We start from the raw sequence: 17848 nt of genomic DNA, 5'->3' as shown, positions 1-17848 counted from the left end.
TCCCTGAACTTATGTATATTAGTTAACCACAGCAAGCGAGAACATGCGGTTAAAAGGCATAATGCTTTATTTCTGAGTAAGTTGCTAGGCATGAACAAGAAAACCTGAGGCTATTCTGGAAACCCATACTGTTCCTTGTTTTGGTAGTAAATGTTTATAGTAATGCGATTTGTTAGTTCATCTACGCAAAGCCACCTTAACCCATGAAACACACCGCCTGAAGTCGCAGGTATTACCGTAAGTTAGTAAACTAAGAATGACTCAGGAAATTTATTTATAATTCTTCTCCGGTCTACCCGGAAGGAGTGGTTTTGAATTAATTCACTAGGTCCAAGGAGTTAATTAAATTGACCCATGCAAACTTTTTTCAATGTTACCATGCTAGCCGCCTCTGGTGAAGGTAAGACTACGTTTTTGTCTTCCATGGATGAAAACATACGAAACGATTTGTCCAGTAACATCGGATTGAATTTGAGTTTAAATCCTGAACTAGCCGCCAAGTTAGATCAAAACAAAGAAAGGCTGAAGGCATCTCTTTCTAAAGGAACCATCACCTGTTTTGATGGAATTCAATCCACGGCTGATGCTTCTTCGTATCCGTTAGAAATCTCTCATAAAGATTCGGATCCCTTCTTAGTAGTTTCTTTCACTGACATTCCCGGTAACTGGATTACGGATGATTCGGAAAAGGTTATTTCCTATCTAAAGAATTCCTCAGTAATTGTGATTCCTGTCGATGCCAGTGCGATTATGAACGATCTCACTGAGCAGAAAACGAATGCTGAAAATTTATTCCGTGTATTGAAGCCCGGTTTGGAGCAATCCAGTGAACCGCGTTTGATTTTATTCATTCCTACCAAGTGCGAAACATATATAAATAATGAAGCCGCTTCCGCTCGCTTGGTGAATAAAATTAAAATGGTTTATAAGGAAATCTTTGACCATATCACCTGGACGTCCCACGTGAAATCGGCCATTATTCCTATTCAAACCCTGGGGAATTGCTCGTTGATGTATCATAAGAAGGTGAAGATTGATAATGAAGAAGTCTGGAAACCGATCTTCAGCGTCACCCAGCGGAATCAGTACAATCCTCAGGCGATTGAGTATCCTTACATGTATCTGCTTTCTTTCATTTTAGAGCAACATTACCTGAACCGTAAAAAGGGTTTTATGGGCTTTTTCAGGAATCTGTTCCGGGAACTGAATTACCTTAAACTGACCAACGAAAAACTTAATTCTCAGTGCAAGTCCTATAGCCAGTTGAAAGTAATTAGTTAGGCTAGGGGTCGGGATGTTAACCCTCATAATCAGTGCCTTGGGCAGCTGGAAGGGTTGGCTTATACACGGCTTTTTGAAAGCTTCTTTAGAGTTAGAAGCGTTTAGCCTTTTCAGATGCTTCACGTATAGGCTTCAGGGTTTAATTTACTGGTACCAGAGGCTTTTGATTAAAATTTTTGAGATATACATCCCCATGCCTAATCTTATTGCAGCGAGTATCCAACAAATTGTCAACCAGCGTACGCAGTTTGCCGAACGGATTTCGGATGATATTCAGCGACTTTCGTTAATGAGTCATTCCATTTCGGTGCTGGAAAATGTCAAGCAAAAAGTAAGTGATCACGCGTCGCCTCATTTGCTTGAAGCCATCCGGCGGGCTGACCTACCTGCTTTACTGAACCGCATCGAAAGCGAGCAGCAGTATTTGTCTCAGCTTAACCAACGCTTTTCCAGAAAAGGGATCAGCATTGGCGTGATTGGGCGGGCCCGGCAGGGAAAAAGCCGTTTGCTGCAAAGCCTGTCAGGGCTGGATCATACGATCATTCCAGATGGCAATGGTTCGCATTGCACAGGTGTATTGAGCGTGATTGCCAACAGCGATCAGAAAATAAGAGCACGGGTGGAATTTTACAGCCGAACGGATTTTTTCCAAAGTAAAATTCTGCCTTATTTTAAAGAATTACCGCTGAGTCTAGCTCCTGCGAACCTGGCTGAATTTGTTTCTCAGGAATTACCTGAGCCACCCGCACAGGCTAGTACCGTGACGGTGGCCCGATATAAAAAACTTCAGGAAATTCATGAGAATTTTACGCTATATCATCATTTACTAACGGGCTTAACCCTGGAAATTCCCGCCGGGCAAATCCGTCAGTACGTAGCTCAGGTAAATGAAAGTCGGGAGCCGATTTTTTATTACCTGGCGGTAAAACAGGTACATATTCAAAATTCATTTCCCCTGGCTCAGGCCGGCCCCATTACCCTGATTGACATGCCGGGACTGGGTGATACCGGACTGGTAAACGAGGAAAACCTCATCCGTTCGCTGGCCAGTGATATTGACTTCATTCTCTTTGTACGCAAGCCAGACCCCCTGGGTGCTACCTGGGAACCCGCCGATTTGGATTTGTATCAATTCTGCGAGCAGGCCATTACGCAAACGCCGGGCGTGAGCCTGCCAGCCTGTTCTTTCCTGGTACTCAATCACACGAAAGGTAGTACGGATAACGCTAAAAACTGTCAGGATTTATTCATGACTGCCGAGCGAAACGGGCTCCATTTTAGTCAGATGGTTACCGTGGACTGTTCGAGTGCCGAGGAGGTGGAAGAGAAAGTTTTTAAAGAAGTATTGAAGGATTTACAGGATAAACTCAAACACTGGGATCAGCAATACGAACAGAATTACCAGCGTAAAATGAATCAACTGGATCAGTCTATTAACCAGGCGATCGATTACTTTAACGGAATTGTTACCCCCACTGATGACATGAAGGATTTTCCTATTTTTAAAGGCTTATTCAACAGCCTGTGGCAGGACTTGACCAATGCCTGTGAGAATGAATTAAAGCAACTGGAAGCTTTACGGGACTCCCCCAATCAGAAAATTCAGGATAAATTTGATTCGATTAAAGAAGACTGTCTCCGCAATTTATCGACGCTGACGGTAGCTAATATTGAAATCAGCCGGAATGCTTTGGGGTCGTACAACAAGACCTACGAAGAATTCCTGAACGAAAACCGAACGTACATTACCAAGCAATTTTTGAAGCTGGGTGATACCCTAAACGAAGTGCTTCAACAGGTGAAGCACCGGATGTACGATATTCTAAAAAATCAGGGCAAACTCCAGGGGATTATTGAGGAAGGCGAAAGCTTTGAAGTAACCTTATTGAGAGAGACCCAATTGCTGGAGGAACTTCACACGCCCGTACAATCTTTCATTCACTTCCAGTTATCGTACTTGGGCTTTTTACACTTTAGAATCCGCGAGCACCTCGATACGTTAACGCCCGATTACATCTCCGTGCGACTTTCACGGGAAGATACCGCCGAAGATATTCTGAACTACATTACGAATTCAGTGGAAGCCAGTCTTTACAAAATTCAGAATGAGTTTAATGACTGGGCTAAGGATTTAAATAAAATGTCTTTTGCTCTGGTGGAAGAACTGATTGATCAGATTTTTAGAGCAAAAAATGCCAAAGACAACTGGGAGATTTTCTATCAGCATCACCGCATGAGAATCTGGGTAGAAACCTATCAGGAGCTCAATTTTAATCAAAATGTATTAAAGCAAAGCAGCGAACAGGTGGATAAACTCAGAAGCTTTTTACCTGGTATGTCGAACTAAGATAAAGTCCTTATAATAAGAAAATGCCCCCAAGAGGTTAGACACTTCCTGGGGGCATTTTCTGTTTTTCTGATTCTATTCAGAAGTTTGCTAGAATCGTACACGGTATTGTCTTGCAGGAATAAAGCAATCGTTATTCCGTTACCAGCACAAAACCACCGTTTGCTTTCACCGTAACGAGAGTGGCTTGGGACGGGGTAATAGACTGCTGGGTAAACATGGGTTCGCCATCAGTTATCAGGGTCGCTTTTGTCTTGGCAAGGAAAGAAAGATTCAACTTGAGTTGTTTTTCTTTGGCTTCTCCATTGATACCCGCCACGTACCAACGCTTGCCTGAACGGCGGGCTACTACGCAGAGTTTTCCGGGATATCCGTCAATGAATTTTACCTCGTCCCAGTGATTAGGTAGTTGTCGAAGGAAATCCTGAGCAAAAGCAGGCACGTGCTCCATGCCTTCGGGAGATTCGGCGTAATGCTGAATACCCGACAAAAACACGATGCTGGTAGCCAGTTCAAAAGCACTGGTGGTTTTACGCTTGACGGAAGTATAAATTTTATAAAGATTCATGGGCGTAAAGTCCATGGGGTCAAAGGCATTTCGCGTGAAAGGTAACATGGCCGCGTGCGTGGGCTGATTATCCGCAGCTTTCTGATCGAAGGTAACCATTTCAAAACCCTTGACGGCTTCTGTCGTCATTAAATGAGGATAGGTGCGAGCCCAGCCGCGTGGCAACGTAGCTCCGTGAAAATTAACCAGTAGGTGATATTTGGCCGCATCGAGAAGAATGTCGTGATAATATTTAATTACCGACTGACCATCGCCGCCAAAGAAGTCGATTTTAACACCTTTGATGCCCATTTTTTCCAATCTCGCAAATTCATCCCGACGGGATTGGTCTTCCACTAATTTACCTTTGGGAGTGTACTTCACGGTGTTCCAGTCCCCCGCGGAGTTGTACCATAGGAGCAGTCCTACGTTTTTAGTTTTGGCGTACTGAGCTAATTCCTGAACTTTCTCATAACCGATTTTACGATCCCAGTCGGCGTCAATTAAACAGTAAGGCCAGTGCATGTAAGCGGCGAAGTCAATGTACTTTTTCTGCTCATCGTAGACGATGAAGTCATCCTTAGAGTTAATCCAGCTCCACGACGCCCGGCCAGGTTTTATAAAAGCAGCATCTACTTTCAGGGCAGGTAGAGCCAGATCGGTTCCTGCGGTGGATTCGATAAGGGTTGCCAGACTTCCGATGGTGAGTACTCGCCAGGGAGATTGGAAGGTGCCTCTGGCTCTGGGATTTAAATTTTTATCTTTAATAACTTCGCGGGCATCAGGAAAACCGATGAAGTACTCGCCTCTGGGAGATTTATCCTGCAGACGAGTAGCACAATAGGTGCTGTCCAGGTCAGCTTCAGTGATCAAAACCCAGGTATCATTGGTTTTAAAAAGGGCTGGATATACCCATCCTGCTCCCATTTTGGAAGGGGTACCCACGGCAATATCCTGCTCATAATTTTCTTCATAGGAGGGGTTTGTGGCTTCCCAGCCCGTTTTGGCAACGGCCATGGGTTGAAGCCAAGCCCGGGTTTGGGCGGGAAAAGCAAAACTTGTCGATTCGGATTCTACGTTAGAGATAGCTTCTTTCTTCCGCTTAACCCGATAACGGAAAGCGACGGCATCATTGCTGACCTGGAAAATGATTTCGAGTTGTTCTCCCGTAGGTGTTGCCAGAAGCCAACTGCGTTGCTTAGCCTGGTAATGAATAGTAGATTTTTTGGCATTACGCATGGCGTAATCCTGAGTGATGGTCTTCTCAGGGCTTTTGGATACTTCTTTTAAGTGTTTACTTAAATCCACATCAGCCAGTACCAGACCCAAAGCCGAAGACTCTAGAACGGGCTGATTGTCTTTAAAAATCTGATAACGAGCCGATCCATCTTTCAAAGTTACTTTAACCGAGAGGTGTTTATCGGGGCTTGCAACAAATGCAGCAGGCACCTGAGCAGGAGCGAGGTAGGCAAACAGACCCAGGAGAATGACTAGAGAAGCAATTTTCATAGTAAGGAATAAGGTTTAAAAAACATAATGTGTTTAAACGACACAATATGAGTTGTGCTCATTAAGCGTACCAAGATATTAATTATGTAACGCAGTTAAAAGCCAGCGATAAATAGCAGTTAGACAAAACAATGAAAGAGGGCAAAAATGAGGTGATTTTAAAAGCTGTCTAAAATCTATAATCGAAGACCCATGGTTGCAAGCATGTTTGGGTTAGGAAAGGTTTTCTCTGACCTGATATGAATTCGCATCCTAGGGTTAGAGGCCTAGGGTTAGGTAGTCACTCGGCTAGAGCCAAGCGACTGCGTGAGATAAGTTATCATTACCAACCCTGTCTCTGGATTTCATCCGGGGCTATCCCTATCCAGCCTGGGCCCATTCGTATTGAACCCCTCTCGGGTTATTGTCGTAATGTCATTGTAACAATGTTAAAAACAACCCCAGTGGGGTTCAATATAGGTAGCCCCGGATGAAATCCGGGGAAGTAGCATTCCCAATGCCAAATAGGCTACTCCGCTTCTCTCTCAATGACAGATCGGAGTCATACACACTCTCTCCAACGATTCTCCCGAAGTGGAGAGGCTTAACTTGTTTTTAGACAGTCTTTTAGAGAAGAGGGGGGATACTATTAACCTTCTCGAATTGCGATATGTCCGCGTTTGTAACGCTTAGCGTCTCAGGCGTCCGCGATGCAGTAGCGGACGAACAGTGCTACTTTTACCCAGCTATTACTATCTCCTTCCTCTGCCACTGTTGGGTTTCAGATATCATCACTACTGACGTTTTCAGACACGCATAAAAAAACGCTACGTACAGTCTCAATCAGAGACCGCACGTAGCGTTTCATTTACTTGGAATAAAGGTATTATCTACCTCTTGATAACGGTCAATCCGTAATTTTCTATTGGATGAGTAATGACTACCCGGTATACGCCTACGGGCAGACTACTCATCTGGATTTGTACATCACCGTTGACAGGGATATAATTTTTATCCTCGTAAACGACGTGTCCGGTGGTGTTCAGCACGCGGAGATGTACAGATGAGAATTCACGATCAGGTAACTCAATGGTTAATTGTGAGGATACCGGGTTAGGGAAGCCATTGAGAACGCGTAAAGTACGGTTGTCCATAGAGATGATTCGGCTGGGTTCCTTTTTACCGTCCTTGTCTACCTGTATCAAGCGGTAATACGCCAAACGTCCCTGAGCTTGTGGATCGATGAACTGATAGCTACTAGGCAGTCGGGTCGTACCGTTTCCTTTGATCTGGGCAATGGCTTTGAAGTTAGAAGGGGTGTTCAAGGCCCGTTCCAGAACGAAGTGATCGTTGTTTAACTCCTGAGCTGTTTTCCAGGAAAGGTAATTGCCCTCGCTGATGGCTTTTCCTTCGAAGGAAACTAACTGGACGGGCAGGGAACTCGCATTAACCAGGGTAGTAACCGTGTTGTCAGCCAGGGCGTAGTTGTAGATGCGGAAATCACCAAAGGTTAAGTCAGTATAGGGATCACCTGCCCACATGGAGCGGCCTAAATAGTTTAGCGTCGTTACACCCATGTCCGAAGGCTTGAAGGTAGCTTTCTGATCGGTGTAGACTACTTGGCCATTCACAAAGAACTTGAAGGTCGTGTCTTTTTGTGAAATAGCCAGGTGAACCCACTGATCGGTCGGAATAGTATAGGGAATCGAAAGGCGATAATTCACTCCAGGACGAGTGATCTCGTAGTATAAACTCTGACCAGCCTTGGGGGACAGGGCCATGTAAGTATTAGTACTATTGCCAAAATCGAATATCCGACTATTATCACCGATGTTTTGGGGGACTTTTACCCAGGTAGCAATGGTGAAATCAGATAAAGTGCTGACTACCCCCGAAGGCAATTGTATGTAAGAGGATGCCGTGGTGGAAAGAGCAACAGCACGATCATTTTGATCAGAAGTTGACGTAGTTGCCGTTTCAGAAAAGGTTGTTAATTCAACGTCGTTAGTGCCGTTTGCACCCGCTGTCCAGGTCGCACCGTTTTTCAATTGAGCGTGATAGCCACCCCAGTCGTCGTGGGCAGTAGTCCCGGTATTTTCATCGAAGGAAAGGTGCAGGTGCTGTCCTTGTACTGGTGTTCCAGAAAGGACGGCAGACGCCGGGCTGGTACCGAGTTCATTGTGAGCAACCATTTTGTAATAGTACGTAGTCCCGTTTGACGCGGTTGCATCTTCATACCTGCCAGAAGTTAGGTCCGTGGCAATGCTGGTGTACGTGCCATTTGCGGTCTGTGAACGTAATACATCATAAGCCGTACTAAAACCAGGATCCCAGGTTAAGATAGTCTTGGCATCACCCGAAGCAACGTACATATTTTTTACTCCCGTCGGAGCTACCAGCAAGGAATCAAATGATTTCACATTATCCGCAGTAAAGATCAACCAGCGTTGAGTGGTAGCCGCATCTGTGAGATCAAACGATACGGTACTGACAGCTTCCGGGGAACTGGCCGCTAACGTAGGCGATGAATAGTTACCCTTGGGAGAGATAATCCAGTACGCTTTTGCTTGGAAGTTCTTTTCATCGGTACCAATCTTCGTATTATAACGAGCACCCAGCAGCTGGAATGACTCCGCTGGTGTCAGTGAAGAGGTGGCCGATAGCCCAATGCCAGAGCCATCCTGCTGCGTGAAATACTTACCCGTAGATACGTTGCGTAATTGATAAAGAGCCGTAGCAGGATCGAACTCCAGATACCAGGCTGCCCGATCGTCATTGAGCACATTCGAAGCGGAGATTTTCTTATTGATGAGTTGTCCGGATTCGTTTTCTGCCAGGAACGAGGTATTAAGCCCTGTTTTGCTATCTTCTACCTTGAGGTAATACTTCTTGGAAGGAGTGTGTTCGAAGGTATAGGCAGGGGTAATGAAGCCACGTCCAGGATTAGCCAGACCATCTTCACCTAAGGCCTGGGTAATAAGTGAGTGACCGATATATAGAAATTCACTGCCGTTGTCTTCGTGAGCACCATTGATTCCGAAAGGCCACATGTGTATCGCGTCACCCGTCATTGAAGCATTCGGGTCGTTCTGCAGAAACTGTACTACTTTGCTAGCTCGTTCCCCCAGCCATTGGCCTCTGCTACCTTCCTTCCGAAGAGGTGAGTTCGGTCCATACCAAATCCAGTGCTGCCCAACTCCAATGGTGTGGTTCATTTCGTGCATGGCCGTTCCTGTTCGCTGATAGCTTGGATTGGCACCAAACTGCATATAGCCCCCATAACTAGCTTCGGCAGTAGGCGTACCTTCATGGTAATTAACCCACAGATTATGATTGGTAACACTGGTTAAGTTATTGTAATAATACACCCCAGACTCAACCGCTGCCTTGATTCGCGGAGCGTTTTCTCCACTATTCTCTACACTTCCTGAAAAAGCATACGTAACGGTACCTTTAGGAATCGTGATTACTTTCAATACTTTACCATAGCCCACCGCGAAATTGGAGCCTACTGCATACGCCCGCATGTAATAAACCGTTGAAGGTTGCAGATTCTCGAGTCGGTAAATAGCTCCATTGCTCCAGAAGGATTTGGTGGTTCTATTGTCGAACAGGGTAGGTTCAGGTGTCGTGCTCCAGCAGAAGCCTTGTTCGCGAATATCCTTTGGATCGACGCCGGAAACTGTGCTACGGCCAAAGGCCATCGTAGCTCCGCGAGCAAAGCGTGGATCCGTTACGACTGTCGGAGCGGGGCCGGTTGCGTTGGCGACTCTGAACATGAGCATAGCTTCGTAGATCTCAGCAGGAGCTTTCTGTACATTGCTCAACTCTGCGTCAAGGTTATTAGAAAGCGTCGTATTCTGATCAATTACCGCTTTGAAAGCAGCGGCTCCCTGACCACTACCATTGCCATAAACTCCCTGGGCAGAATCGAGAGCGGTTTGCAATTTCGCATACGCGTCAATCGATATCCGGGCCGCTTTCAGGTCTATTTCTAGTTGGGAGATTCGCTGGGCTACGTCATTTCCATTCTGAGCCAGTGTTTGCTGGCCAGCATTGATGGACGCTTCAAGGGCAGTATGATTGGAATTCCGCATCTTTTGATTTACTGCGACCGTTGCGGAATCAAGCAGGCTTTGCAGTCTTTCTTTCAAAGCATCCTTAGCAGCACCCTTATACTGAAGCCGGAAGTTATCGCAGGCGGCCCAGTTACCCTTAGAGTTTTGGGTTTTGAAACCAATCGTGGCTGTACTGTCTACGACCAGAAAGTCAACGGAGTACTCGCCTTTCGCTTTTACTTCCGCTTGGGAGATGTTCCCAAATACGTAAGCTCCCGTTTGTCCCGCCAATGGACTTTGGGTAATGTTTTGTCCACCAATCGTCACCGTATATTTACCATTGGGTAAATTAGTGATTTTCTGAGAGACGCTGACGTCAGGAACGGGGGGAGTACTTACCCAGCGTTCGATATAAGTATTGCCCGCTTTCTGAGGATTGAAATCGTTATTTCCCTGCGTATATAAGCCATTGCTGTTCCAGCCTGTAAAACCCGATTCAAAGCTGGGATTAACAACACGGGACGTCATGTCCAGAGGCGTGCCATTGGATGCGTTGGCATAACGGTACGCTAAGATGGCTGCGTCGATGTCACTGGGGGCCTTTTGTAGATCGTCTAGCGTTGCATTAAAATTATTCGAGAGATCCGTTTTTTGATTAATGACTGCTAGCAAGGTAGATGCCTCCTGGCCACTTCCATCGCCATATACCGCTGTTGCTTTATCAATAGCCGCTTGTAATTGATTGTAAGCATCGACAGATACCAAGGCCGATGGCAGGCTCGTTTGCACCTGCTTGATTCGCTCGGCCAGTTCACTAGCTGCACTGTTGTTAGACAAACTTTGCTGAGCCGCGTTGACAGCATTTTGAAGTGGCGTCCGAATCGCGTTTTGCATTTTTTTAGCCAACAGGACATTAGCTGAATCCACTAGACCCTGTAGCTTATCTTTCATCGCTTGCTGAGCAACGCCCTTGTACTGAAGCCGGAAGTTATCACAGCCAGTCCAGTTACCTTTGGAGTTTTGAGTTTTGAACCCAATGGTTAACGTGCTGTCTACGACGATAATGTCAACCGAGTATTCGCCTTTTGCTGTTACTTCCTTCTGGCTATCGTTTCCGTACACAAAAGCACCGGGTTGTCCAACGTCTGGATTCTGTGAGAGGTTCTGTGCTCCAATAGTCAGCGTGTATTTACCATTAGGCAAACCCGTTAGGGTCTGGGATATGCTTACGTTTGGCAACGGTGGTGATCCCTGCCAACGCTCCACATAAGTATTGCCCTGCTTGTACGGATTTAAACCGTCATTTCCTTGCGTAAAAAAGCCATTATTGTTCCAGCCGTCAAAACCCGATTCAAAACTGGGGTTAACGATCTTTTGGGTAACATCCACCGGATTGGCATCAGAAGCATCATCCAGAACCGCATTTGAGATGTTTTTTGCTGGAGAGGGGTTTCTCTTTGCATACGTCGCTTGGCCTTTGTTAATACTAGATAAGCCCTTGACGAACGAAGGCTGGCTGGAAGCGGCTTTAGGAAAGACTCGCGGTGCCTGAGCCGTAGCTTGAAAGCTCCATAGGCTAACAAGCAAGCTAAAGAGAAAAAGATAAAGAGGTCTAGAATGCATCATACGTGAAGAGGTTTAAAATACAGGTTTTACAGAATACGTTTTGGAGAGAGAGGTAATACGTTTTGTCTATAAGACCAGATCAGATGGATCAGCGGGATGGGGTGGTTAGGTGGAGATTTCATAACATGAAGAGATAGTTTTGGCGATGGTATTGAAATCATTAAAGCGTAACTTCTTATTGTACAAAATAAGAAAATGTAAAAGACTTGTAGAGGAGCTTTTTCGGTCAAAAGAGAGGCCCATTTTGGGAAAGAGGTCATTCTAAATCTCGTCAGGAAAGAAATTTCAATGGAAGTGGAGGGTTGTAGCTAAATCGGCAGAGGATTCTTTACTGATCTGGCTATACGATGATACTCAGGAGCGGTATCTAAAAAAGGAATGTACGAACAGTTGCTTGCTTCGTTTCCAGTTGTGATTTTCACTAATTCCGCAATACTTCGGGATGAAGAACAAGGGTGAATTCGCTTATCTAGTTAATCCGGCTTACTGAAGAAAAGACGTATGAATTGGTTGTGAAGGGTAATGGCGAAGCAGCTAGGATTTAATTCGTAAGGGTTTATTTTTGAATGGATTATGTCCTAGAATCATGAGGATACAGGCCATAATCATAGGCATGGTATAAAGATCGTTGGACTTGTAGAGAAGGAATTCTTCTGCCGTTTATTTCGTCGGTGTATTCGCAGATGGTAGAATCACCAATAGGATGGCAACGCAGTAGAGGATCGGCTTAGTTCAACAAATCATTCATTGGAGAATTTTACCGAATGCTACATCAGAATTAATGAACCATTACTAAGACATTCTAAAAACTTACTTCCAATTATTAATCGTTATCAAAAGTTGTATAATCTGCTGGTAGACGTGTTCGTCACATTGAGTTGAAAGCAGCTCGTTTAACTCGTTTAATTTGTTAAAGCCTGCTCGCACGGCTCTACGTCCTTTGATAGTGAATTTAATTTGCAGGACTCTGGCATCGGTAGGGGCTGGCTTTAAACAAAGGTAAGCCCGTTGAGCCAGCTCTTCACAGATTTTACTGGCTGCCTGTTTGGATATGCCCCTGCTGGCAGCTAATTCCTTCACACTCATGCCTTCATCAATCGAAATTAACGTAAGCCATTGCCGAATTTTTATGTTTTCATGGCCTTTTTCGGCAAGGCTTCTTTCCAATTGATGGATTAAATTCTGTTTTGCTCTTCCCAATACAAACAGAAAGGCCCACATTTCTTTGTCACTTTTCGTGAAGGAATTAACTACCATAGGAGTATGCATTTAAGGAATCGGATAGGGAATGAGAGCCAGTCGCCGCCACCTCCTTCTGAGATTCACGAGCCGACGTTTATTGACAGGTTGGAAACTTCTGAGGCTTACGAAGGCCAGCGTGACGAATCCCGCTATGGAAATAAAGCCCATCCATTCTTTAACGGTTACCAGAATTGCCTGCACCTGAACGCTGCCGGACAAGGCTCTGGCTCCCATGATCTGGGCTACTTCCGTTCCCTGACTCAAACCCGATTGAGGGGCGGCCATATAGCGAGCTGTTACCTGGGGATCTAAAGCATCCATTTTACCGGCCAGATCAACCAGATGTTGCTGTTGGCCCTGATAAAGAGCAAAGGCATAGACGGCAGAGAATAAGGCGGGGCCCACGAAGGAACGAATCGCAATCATCAAAGCTCCGCTATTAATCATACCGACCATGGTCATTTTATTGGCCTGATAAAGCCCTAAACCTACAAACAGAAGAATCATACCTAGACCCTTAGCAATCAGAGCTATATGGAAGTCCTGTAATCCCATGTCTGGACTGACTGTAAGATATAAGATGACGTGATACAAGGTAAAGGCTGCGAACCCCAGAAGAATAATGCCTTTAAAACCTCCCTGATAGTTAAACCAGATAAAGCAGATAACGCCGCCCAGAAATACGCCCGGTAACATCCATAAATTGAGCTGAGCCGAAGTCATCGCATCGTAGCGAAGAATTCCACTGGTAATCGCACTTTGCAAACTGCTACTGGCAAAAAAGATTCCCATCACGAAAATGAGAAACAAAGCCAGACGTACATTTTTACTCTTTAAAACGGATAAGTCTAAAAGGGGATGCGTGAGGGAATTCTGCCGGCTGACGAACCCCAGAAGTGTAATGATAAATCCAATACTGGCCCCCTGAATCAGCAGCGAGTCACTCCAGTTCTCATAACGGGCAAAACAAAGCACGTAGTTAGCCAGCATGAGGCTGACACTTAATAGCAATAGGCTTAAACCGTCTATGTTTTCGATGGGAATTTGCTTTTCTAAGGGATCATTGTGATACAGCAAAAGCGTAAATGCCAGACAAACCAGACTCGCAATGACCATCACGTAATAGACGTAAGACCAGCCATACTCATATGAAATGAAGGCGGTTACATACGCAGAAACCTGGCCGATACCAATGGAAATGGGGTAAAAGAAGGTATAAAATCGGGCCCGATCTCCGCCGGGGCTAATCATAAACATGATCGGAATGATGAGCTCAATCATCGCAAACATCTTAAAAAATCCGATCAGCAGACTCGCCGCTACGATGACTTCGGGATAAGTCGTTTCCGCACATACGACGCTCAACAGAAGCGTAGCAGTAAAGGAAACAAGTAAGATGGTTCTTGAATTCCAATACCCTTTTACTTTAAGCATGATGGGATAGGCACAAAACATTCCAATGGTGGCCGCGTAATTAGCCATCATGAAATATTCACTCAAGGTTCCTAATCCTCCCACCATATCCGCCGTATTCGCAGGGTATACGCCGCTTAGAGCCAGGGTAGGCATCAAAAGGATGAGGACTCCCAGGGGAATCAATGGTTTAGGAAGCCACGCATGAAAGGGACTTTTCATAATTTTTTCGCTTCAACTTCTACGTTCATGCCCGCCCTTAGTAATTTTAGGTCTTCGGATGAATTTCCTTCTAAATCAATTCGCACGGGAATTCGCTGTTGCACCTTCACAAAATTGCCCGTTGAATTATCCGTAGGTACCAGTGAGAATTTAGAACCCGTAGCCTGAGCAATGGCTGTTACGGTACCCTTAAAGTTCTTTCCCTCCAGAGCATCAACTTTTATATTAACGGATTGTCCTATACGTAGATGACTCATCTGCGTTTCCTTGTAATTGGCAGTGATCCATTTCTGATCGTCGCGAACGATGGAAACCAGAGCTTGCCCCGGCTGAATCAGTTGGCCCTCCTGAAGCGTACGGCGACCTACGTACCCGTCGTAAGGAGCAGTAATAACGGTATAGCTTAGGTTCAACCGAGCCATGTCCAGAGCGGCCTGAGCCCGTTTGATGCCTGCGGCATTTACGGTTAAGCGTTTACTTACTTCCGAAGTGGCCAGCTCAGTACTTTGTCGTTGCGTAAGCAGAGCTTTGTACTTCGCTTTCATGGCTTCATATTCCGTGCTTACCATTTCAAATTGCTGGCGGCTTACCGATTCATCTTTTAACAGATTAACGTAGCGATTGTAGTTTTGCTCGGCATTGGCCAGCCGAACTTTCATTTCAGCCAGGTTCGCATCGGCTACAGAGGTATTATTACGAACCGTGTTGATGCTGGAATTAGTGACACCCTGGCCAGCCTGAGCCTCCAGATAGGCCGCTTCCGCCTGAGCAACCTGAATCTTAAGTTCCCGATCATCAATGACTACGAGTGTATCGCCTTTTTTAACGGCCTGGTGCTCCGTAAAGCGGATGGATTTAATGTATCCGCCGATTCGGGAATTGATGGGATTGATAAATTCTTCTACCTGAGCATCGTTAGTCACTTCATTAGCTTCAAAGCGGACAAAATGATCGTAGGCCCAGTAGGCTCCCCCGCCAATGCAGGCCACGAGAATAACGTTCGTTAGTAGTTGGCCTACCTTCACTTTCCTGGTTTTTTTATGGGTATGGCCCTCCGTAGGGGCCGTTGTTTTAGTGCTCATGAATGCTATTGAAATAGGATTATTGGATGGGATTGCCTAAGGCTTTCTGGAGTTTGTAATAATTAAGCTGGGCGTCTACCCGGCTACTCAGTAAGTTGAGCTGAGACTGAAGCAGGAGCGACTGGGCTTCGAGCAGGTCACTGGAAAGTAACAGGCCATTTCTAAACTTGGAATCCGTTAACTGGTAGCTCCGATCCGCCTGAGCCAGGGCCTTTTCCGAAACGTGTACTTTTTCCAGAGCTGTTTCATTCGCGGTATAAAGTCCAAAGACTTCATTTCGAATCTGTTCCTGCTGGATTTGATTGCCGTGTTGAGCCTGAGCAATATTGAGTTTAGCTTCCTGAATACGGCCCTTCGAGGCATACAGGGAGGAAATACTGTACTTAACCGAAACCCCCAGATTAAGAGCCTGTAAGAAGGTATGGGAAGCCGGAATTACGTTTTTATTGGGATTTAGGTAAATGTACATGGCCGATGCATCTACGTGGGGATAAAGGATACTTCTGGTCTGAATGAGGGCGTTCTCGGCAACTTTCATGCGAACGGCATTCGCTTTGAGTTCTGGCCGGGTAGTCTGAGCTTGTTCGATCAGTTCCAGAGCTTTTCCATGCACTTGTTTGCCCAAAGCTAACGTGGTATCAACGGCAACTTCTTCGGATAGGCCCAGAAGGGTCGCCAGATTGAAAAGGGCCGTTTTCTGAGCATTCGCCACATCTACCTTCGAGAGTTCGAGGTTACTTTTTTGTAATTGAATCTTGAGTAATTCATTAGAAGTCAGTACCCCTTCCCGAAGCATGTTTTGAACTTCCTGTTCTTTTCGATCCAGTAGTTTCATATTCTCTTCAAGAATCTGAGCGGACTTCATGATCTTATAGATGTTGTAATAGGAAGCAACAACTCCGTATTCAATTTCCCGGCGATCTTTTTCGGCATCCAGACGGGTCGCTTCGGTGAGAAGTTCAGCGGATTTATGGGCTGATTTTTCCGCAAAACCGCTGAATATTTCTTTACTGGCCGAAACCAGGCCGATGGTAGCCCAGAAGGAAGAAGGGGGCAGAGCAAAGGCGGGTTCGGGTCCACCCATCGAAAGCTCAAAGGGAGAGAGGACGGATAAACGGCTTACTTGCAGGGAAGAACCAATCTGAGGTAAGGACTTCTCCTTTACTTGCCTGAATTTAGCATCAGCGAGAGCAATGCGGTCGGTCGAGAGTCGAAGGGTCGCATTGTTTTGGAGAGCCAACAGAACGGCTTCCTGAAGCGGAATTACCCGCTGAGCCTGCGAATGAAGAGAAAGCAAAACGAACGCCGCTCCACAAAAATATCGGTAAAGGGTCATGAGTATGAATGGAAAGTAAAGAACTAAATATTTTAGATATATACTGTAAAGTATTTAACTATTATGTCAAAAAAAACTACTCTGATAAATTACGAGTAATTTTTGACAAAACGTTGATAACCAGTTGGATTTCATAGGCCGAAACGTCTTTCATAGCAATGGAATACATTTCTTCTGACCAGGGGATAATCGTTGAATTCAAAAGTTCGCTTCCCTGAGCGGTCAGGTAGATACGCTTATTTCTACGATCCTGTTCGTCTTCCTGGCGATGCACCAAACCACGCTTTACCAGATTATCAATGAGATAGGTTAAACTGGCTTTATCCTTTACGGTAGCATTGGCGATCTCTTGCTGATTAGAGCCTTCATTCTCGTTTAAATGATACAATACTTGCAGCATTTCAAAAGTGAGATCCTTCTGTTCCTTCTTAAACTTCTGCTGAATGAAATTGCGAAAAGCCATCGTAGCCAGCGAGGACGTCTTAAAGTAGTGCCGGGCTAAATCAATGGATTCTTCAGTTGTAACCTCTTTCATGGCTGTCGTCATCAAACTTAATCAGGCTAGTGTGATTAAGAACGGCACAAAGGTAAAGAATGGTTAAATACTTGACAAATAATTTTAAAACTATTTTTACGATAGGTTTGAACCATACCTAGGGGCTCGGAGTGTATAATATAAGATGTTCTCTGTGAGATGAGGCATGAATGTTAGGAGCATTGCTCTGGAGAAAGCATGTAGTGAATTTCGTCCAAACCTCATTTTTTGCCGGGCAAAACATCTACTCGCTTCATCCATGCGATTCCTAACTAACAGCCCGGTATTGGCTGCAAAGCCAGCGGATGGCTTTCTTTGGGAGTACCTTCAATTTCAGGAAGTTTCTGGTCAATAAAGGGATTCTGATTTTAAGTTGAGAAAGGGCTAATGAAATGATCCGCAGTTCTTTCCGGTTAAACAGTAACTTCTGAATACAAGTACCCTTACTTCCAACCCATTAAGAATAGGTTTACAAAACGTTATGCTCCTCTGGATGTACAGGCAAAAGTTATGTATCTTTGCCAGACAAGCAGCACATTTCATATCGAACCTATTTCATTGGATACTGGCGGGTATCTTCCTGAAATAGGTTTTTTTATTTTGGATGTAATATGCATGGATGGAACAGAGTCCCATAGGATATTTGACTATAAAACAGTTGGAAACAATAA

General features: G+C 45.1%; 9 protein-coding genes. 2 read left to right on the top strand and 7 right to left on the bottom strand.

Annotated elements, in window-relative coordinates; translation table 11 throughout:
* Window positions 1-354: 354 nt before the first annotated feature.
* Together QE357_RS19435 and QE357_RS19430 are read left to right on the top strand one after the other, a co-directional pair.
* Window positions 355-1281, top strand: coding sequence for a hypothetical protein (locus QE357_RS19435; RefSeq protein WP_106636938.1), 927 nt, complete (start codon window positions 355-357; stop codon window positions 1279-1281).
* A gap of 193 nt (window positions 1282-1474) precedes the next feature.
* The gene (locus tag QE357_RS19430) at window positions 1475-3628 is read left to right on the top strand and encodes a hypothetical protein (RefSeq protein WP_309710970.1); all 2154 of its coding nucleotides are present in this window, start codon (window positions 1475-1477) and stop codon (window positions 3626-3628) included.
* Window positions 3629-3761: 133 nt separating this feature from the next.
* Here QE357_RS19430 and QE357_RS19425 read toward each other — a convergent pair whose 3' ends face one another.
* From QE357_RS19425 to QE357_RS19395, 7 genes are all read right to left on the bottom strand, one after another.
* The gene (locus tag QE357_RS19425; protein ID WP_309710967.1) at window positions 3762-5684 is read right to left on the bottom strand and encodes a glycoside hydrolase family 97 catalytic domain-containing protein; all 1923 of its coding nucleotides are present in this window, start codon (window positions 5682-5684) and stop codon (window positions 3762-3764) included.
* A gap of 869 nt (window positions 5685-6553) precedes the next feature.
* Window positions 6554-11347, bottom strand: coding sequence for a LamG-like jellyroll fold domain-containing protein (locus tag QE357_RS19420; RefSeq protein WP_309710962.1), 4794 nt, complete (start codon window positions 11345-11347; stop codon window positions 6554-6556).
* Between the two features lie 810 nt (window positions 11348-12157).
* Window positions 12158-12604 carry a helix-turn-helix domain-containing protein gene (locus QE357_RS19415; RefSeq protein ID WP_309710959.1) on the bottom strand — a complete coding sequence of 149 codons (447 nt, stop codon included), beginning with the start codon at window positions 12602-12604 and terminating at the stop codon, window positions 12158-12160.
* A 12-nt stretch (window positions 12605-12616) separates the two neighbouring features.
* A complete protein-coding gene (locus QE357_RS19410) occupies window positions 12617-14224 on the bottom strand; it encodes a hypothetical protein (RefSeq protein WP_309710956.1) in 1608 nt (535 codons plus the stop codon).
* On the bottom strand, window positions 14221-15306 hold the full coding sequence (locus QE357_RS19405) for an HlyD family secretion protein (RefSeq protein ID WP_309710952.1): 1086 nt from the start codon (window positions 15304-15306) through the stop codon (window positions 14221-14223). The genes QE357_RS19410 and QE357_RS19405 overlap by 4 nt, the downstream gene beginning before the upstream one ends.
* 19 nt (window positions 15307-15325) lie before the next feature.
* A complete protein-coding gene (locus QE357_RS19400; protein ID WP_309710950.1) occupies window positions 15326-16642 on the bottom strand; it encodes a TolC family protein in 1317 nt (438 codons plus the stop codon).
* A 76-nt stretch (window positions 16643-16718) separates the two neighbouring features.
* On the bottom strand, window positions 16719-17177 hold the full coding sequence (locus QE357_RS19395) for a MarR family winged helix-turn-helix transcriptional regulator (RefSeq protein WP_157830340.1): 459 nt from the start codon (window positions 17175-17177) through the stop codon (window positions 16719-16721).
* Window positions 17178-17848 lie beyond the last annotated feature (671 nt).

Source organism: Siphonobacter sp. SORGH_AS_0500 (assembly GCF_031453245.1).
Lineage (GTDB): Bacteria > Bacteroidota > Bacteroidia > Cytophagales > Spirosomataceae > Siphonobacter.
Note: the sequence above shows the minus strand (reverse complement) of the source record. Positions and strands in the feature narration are given on the sequence as shown.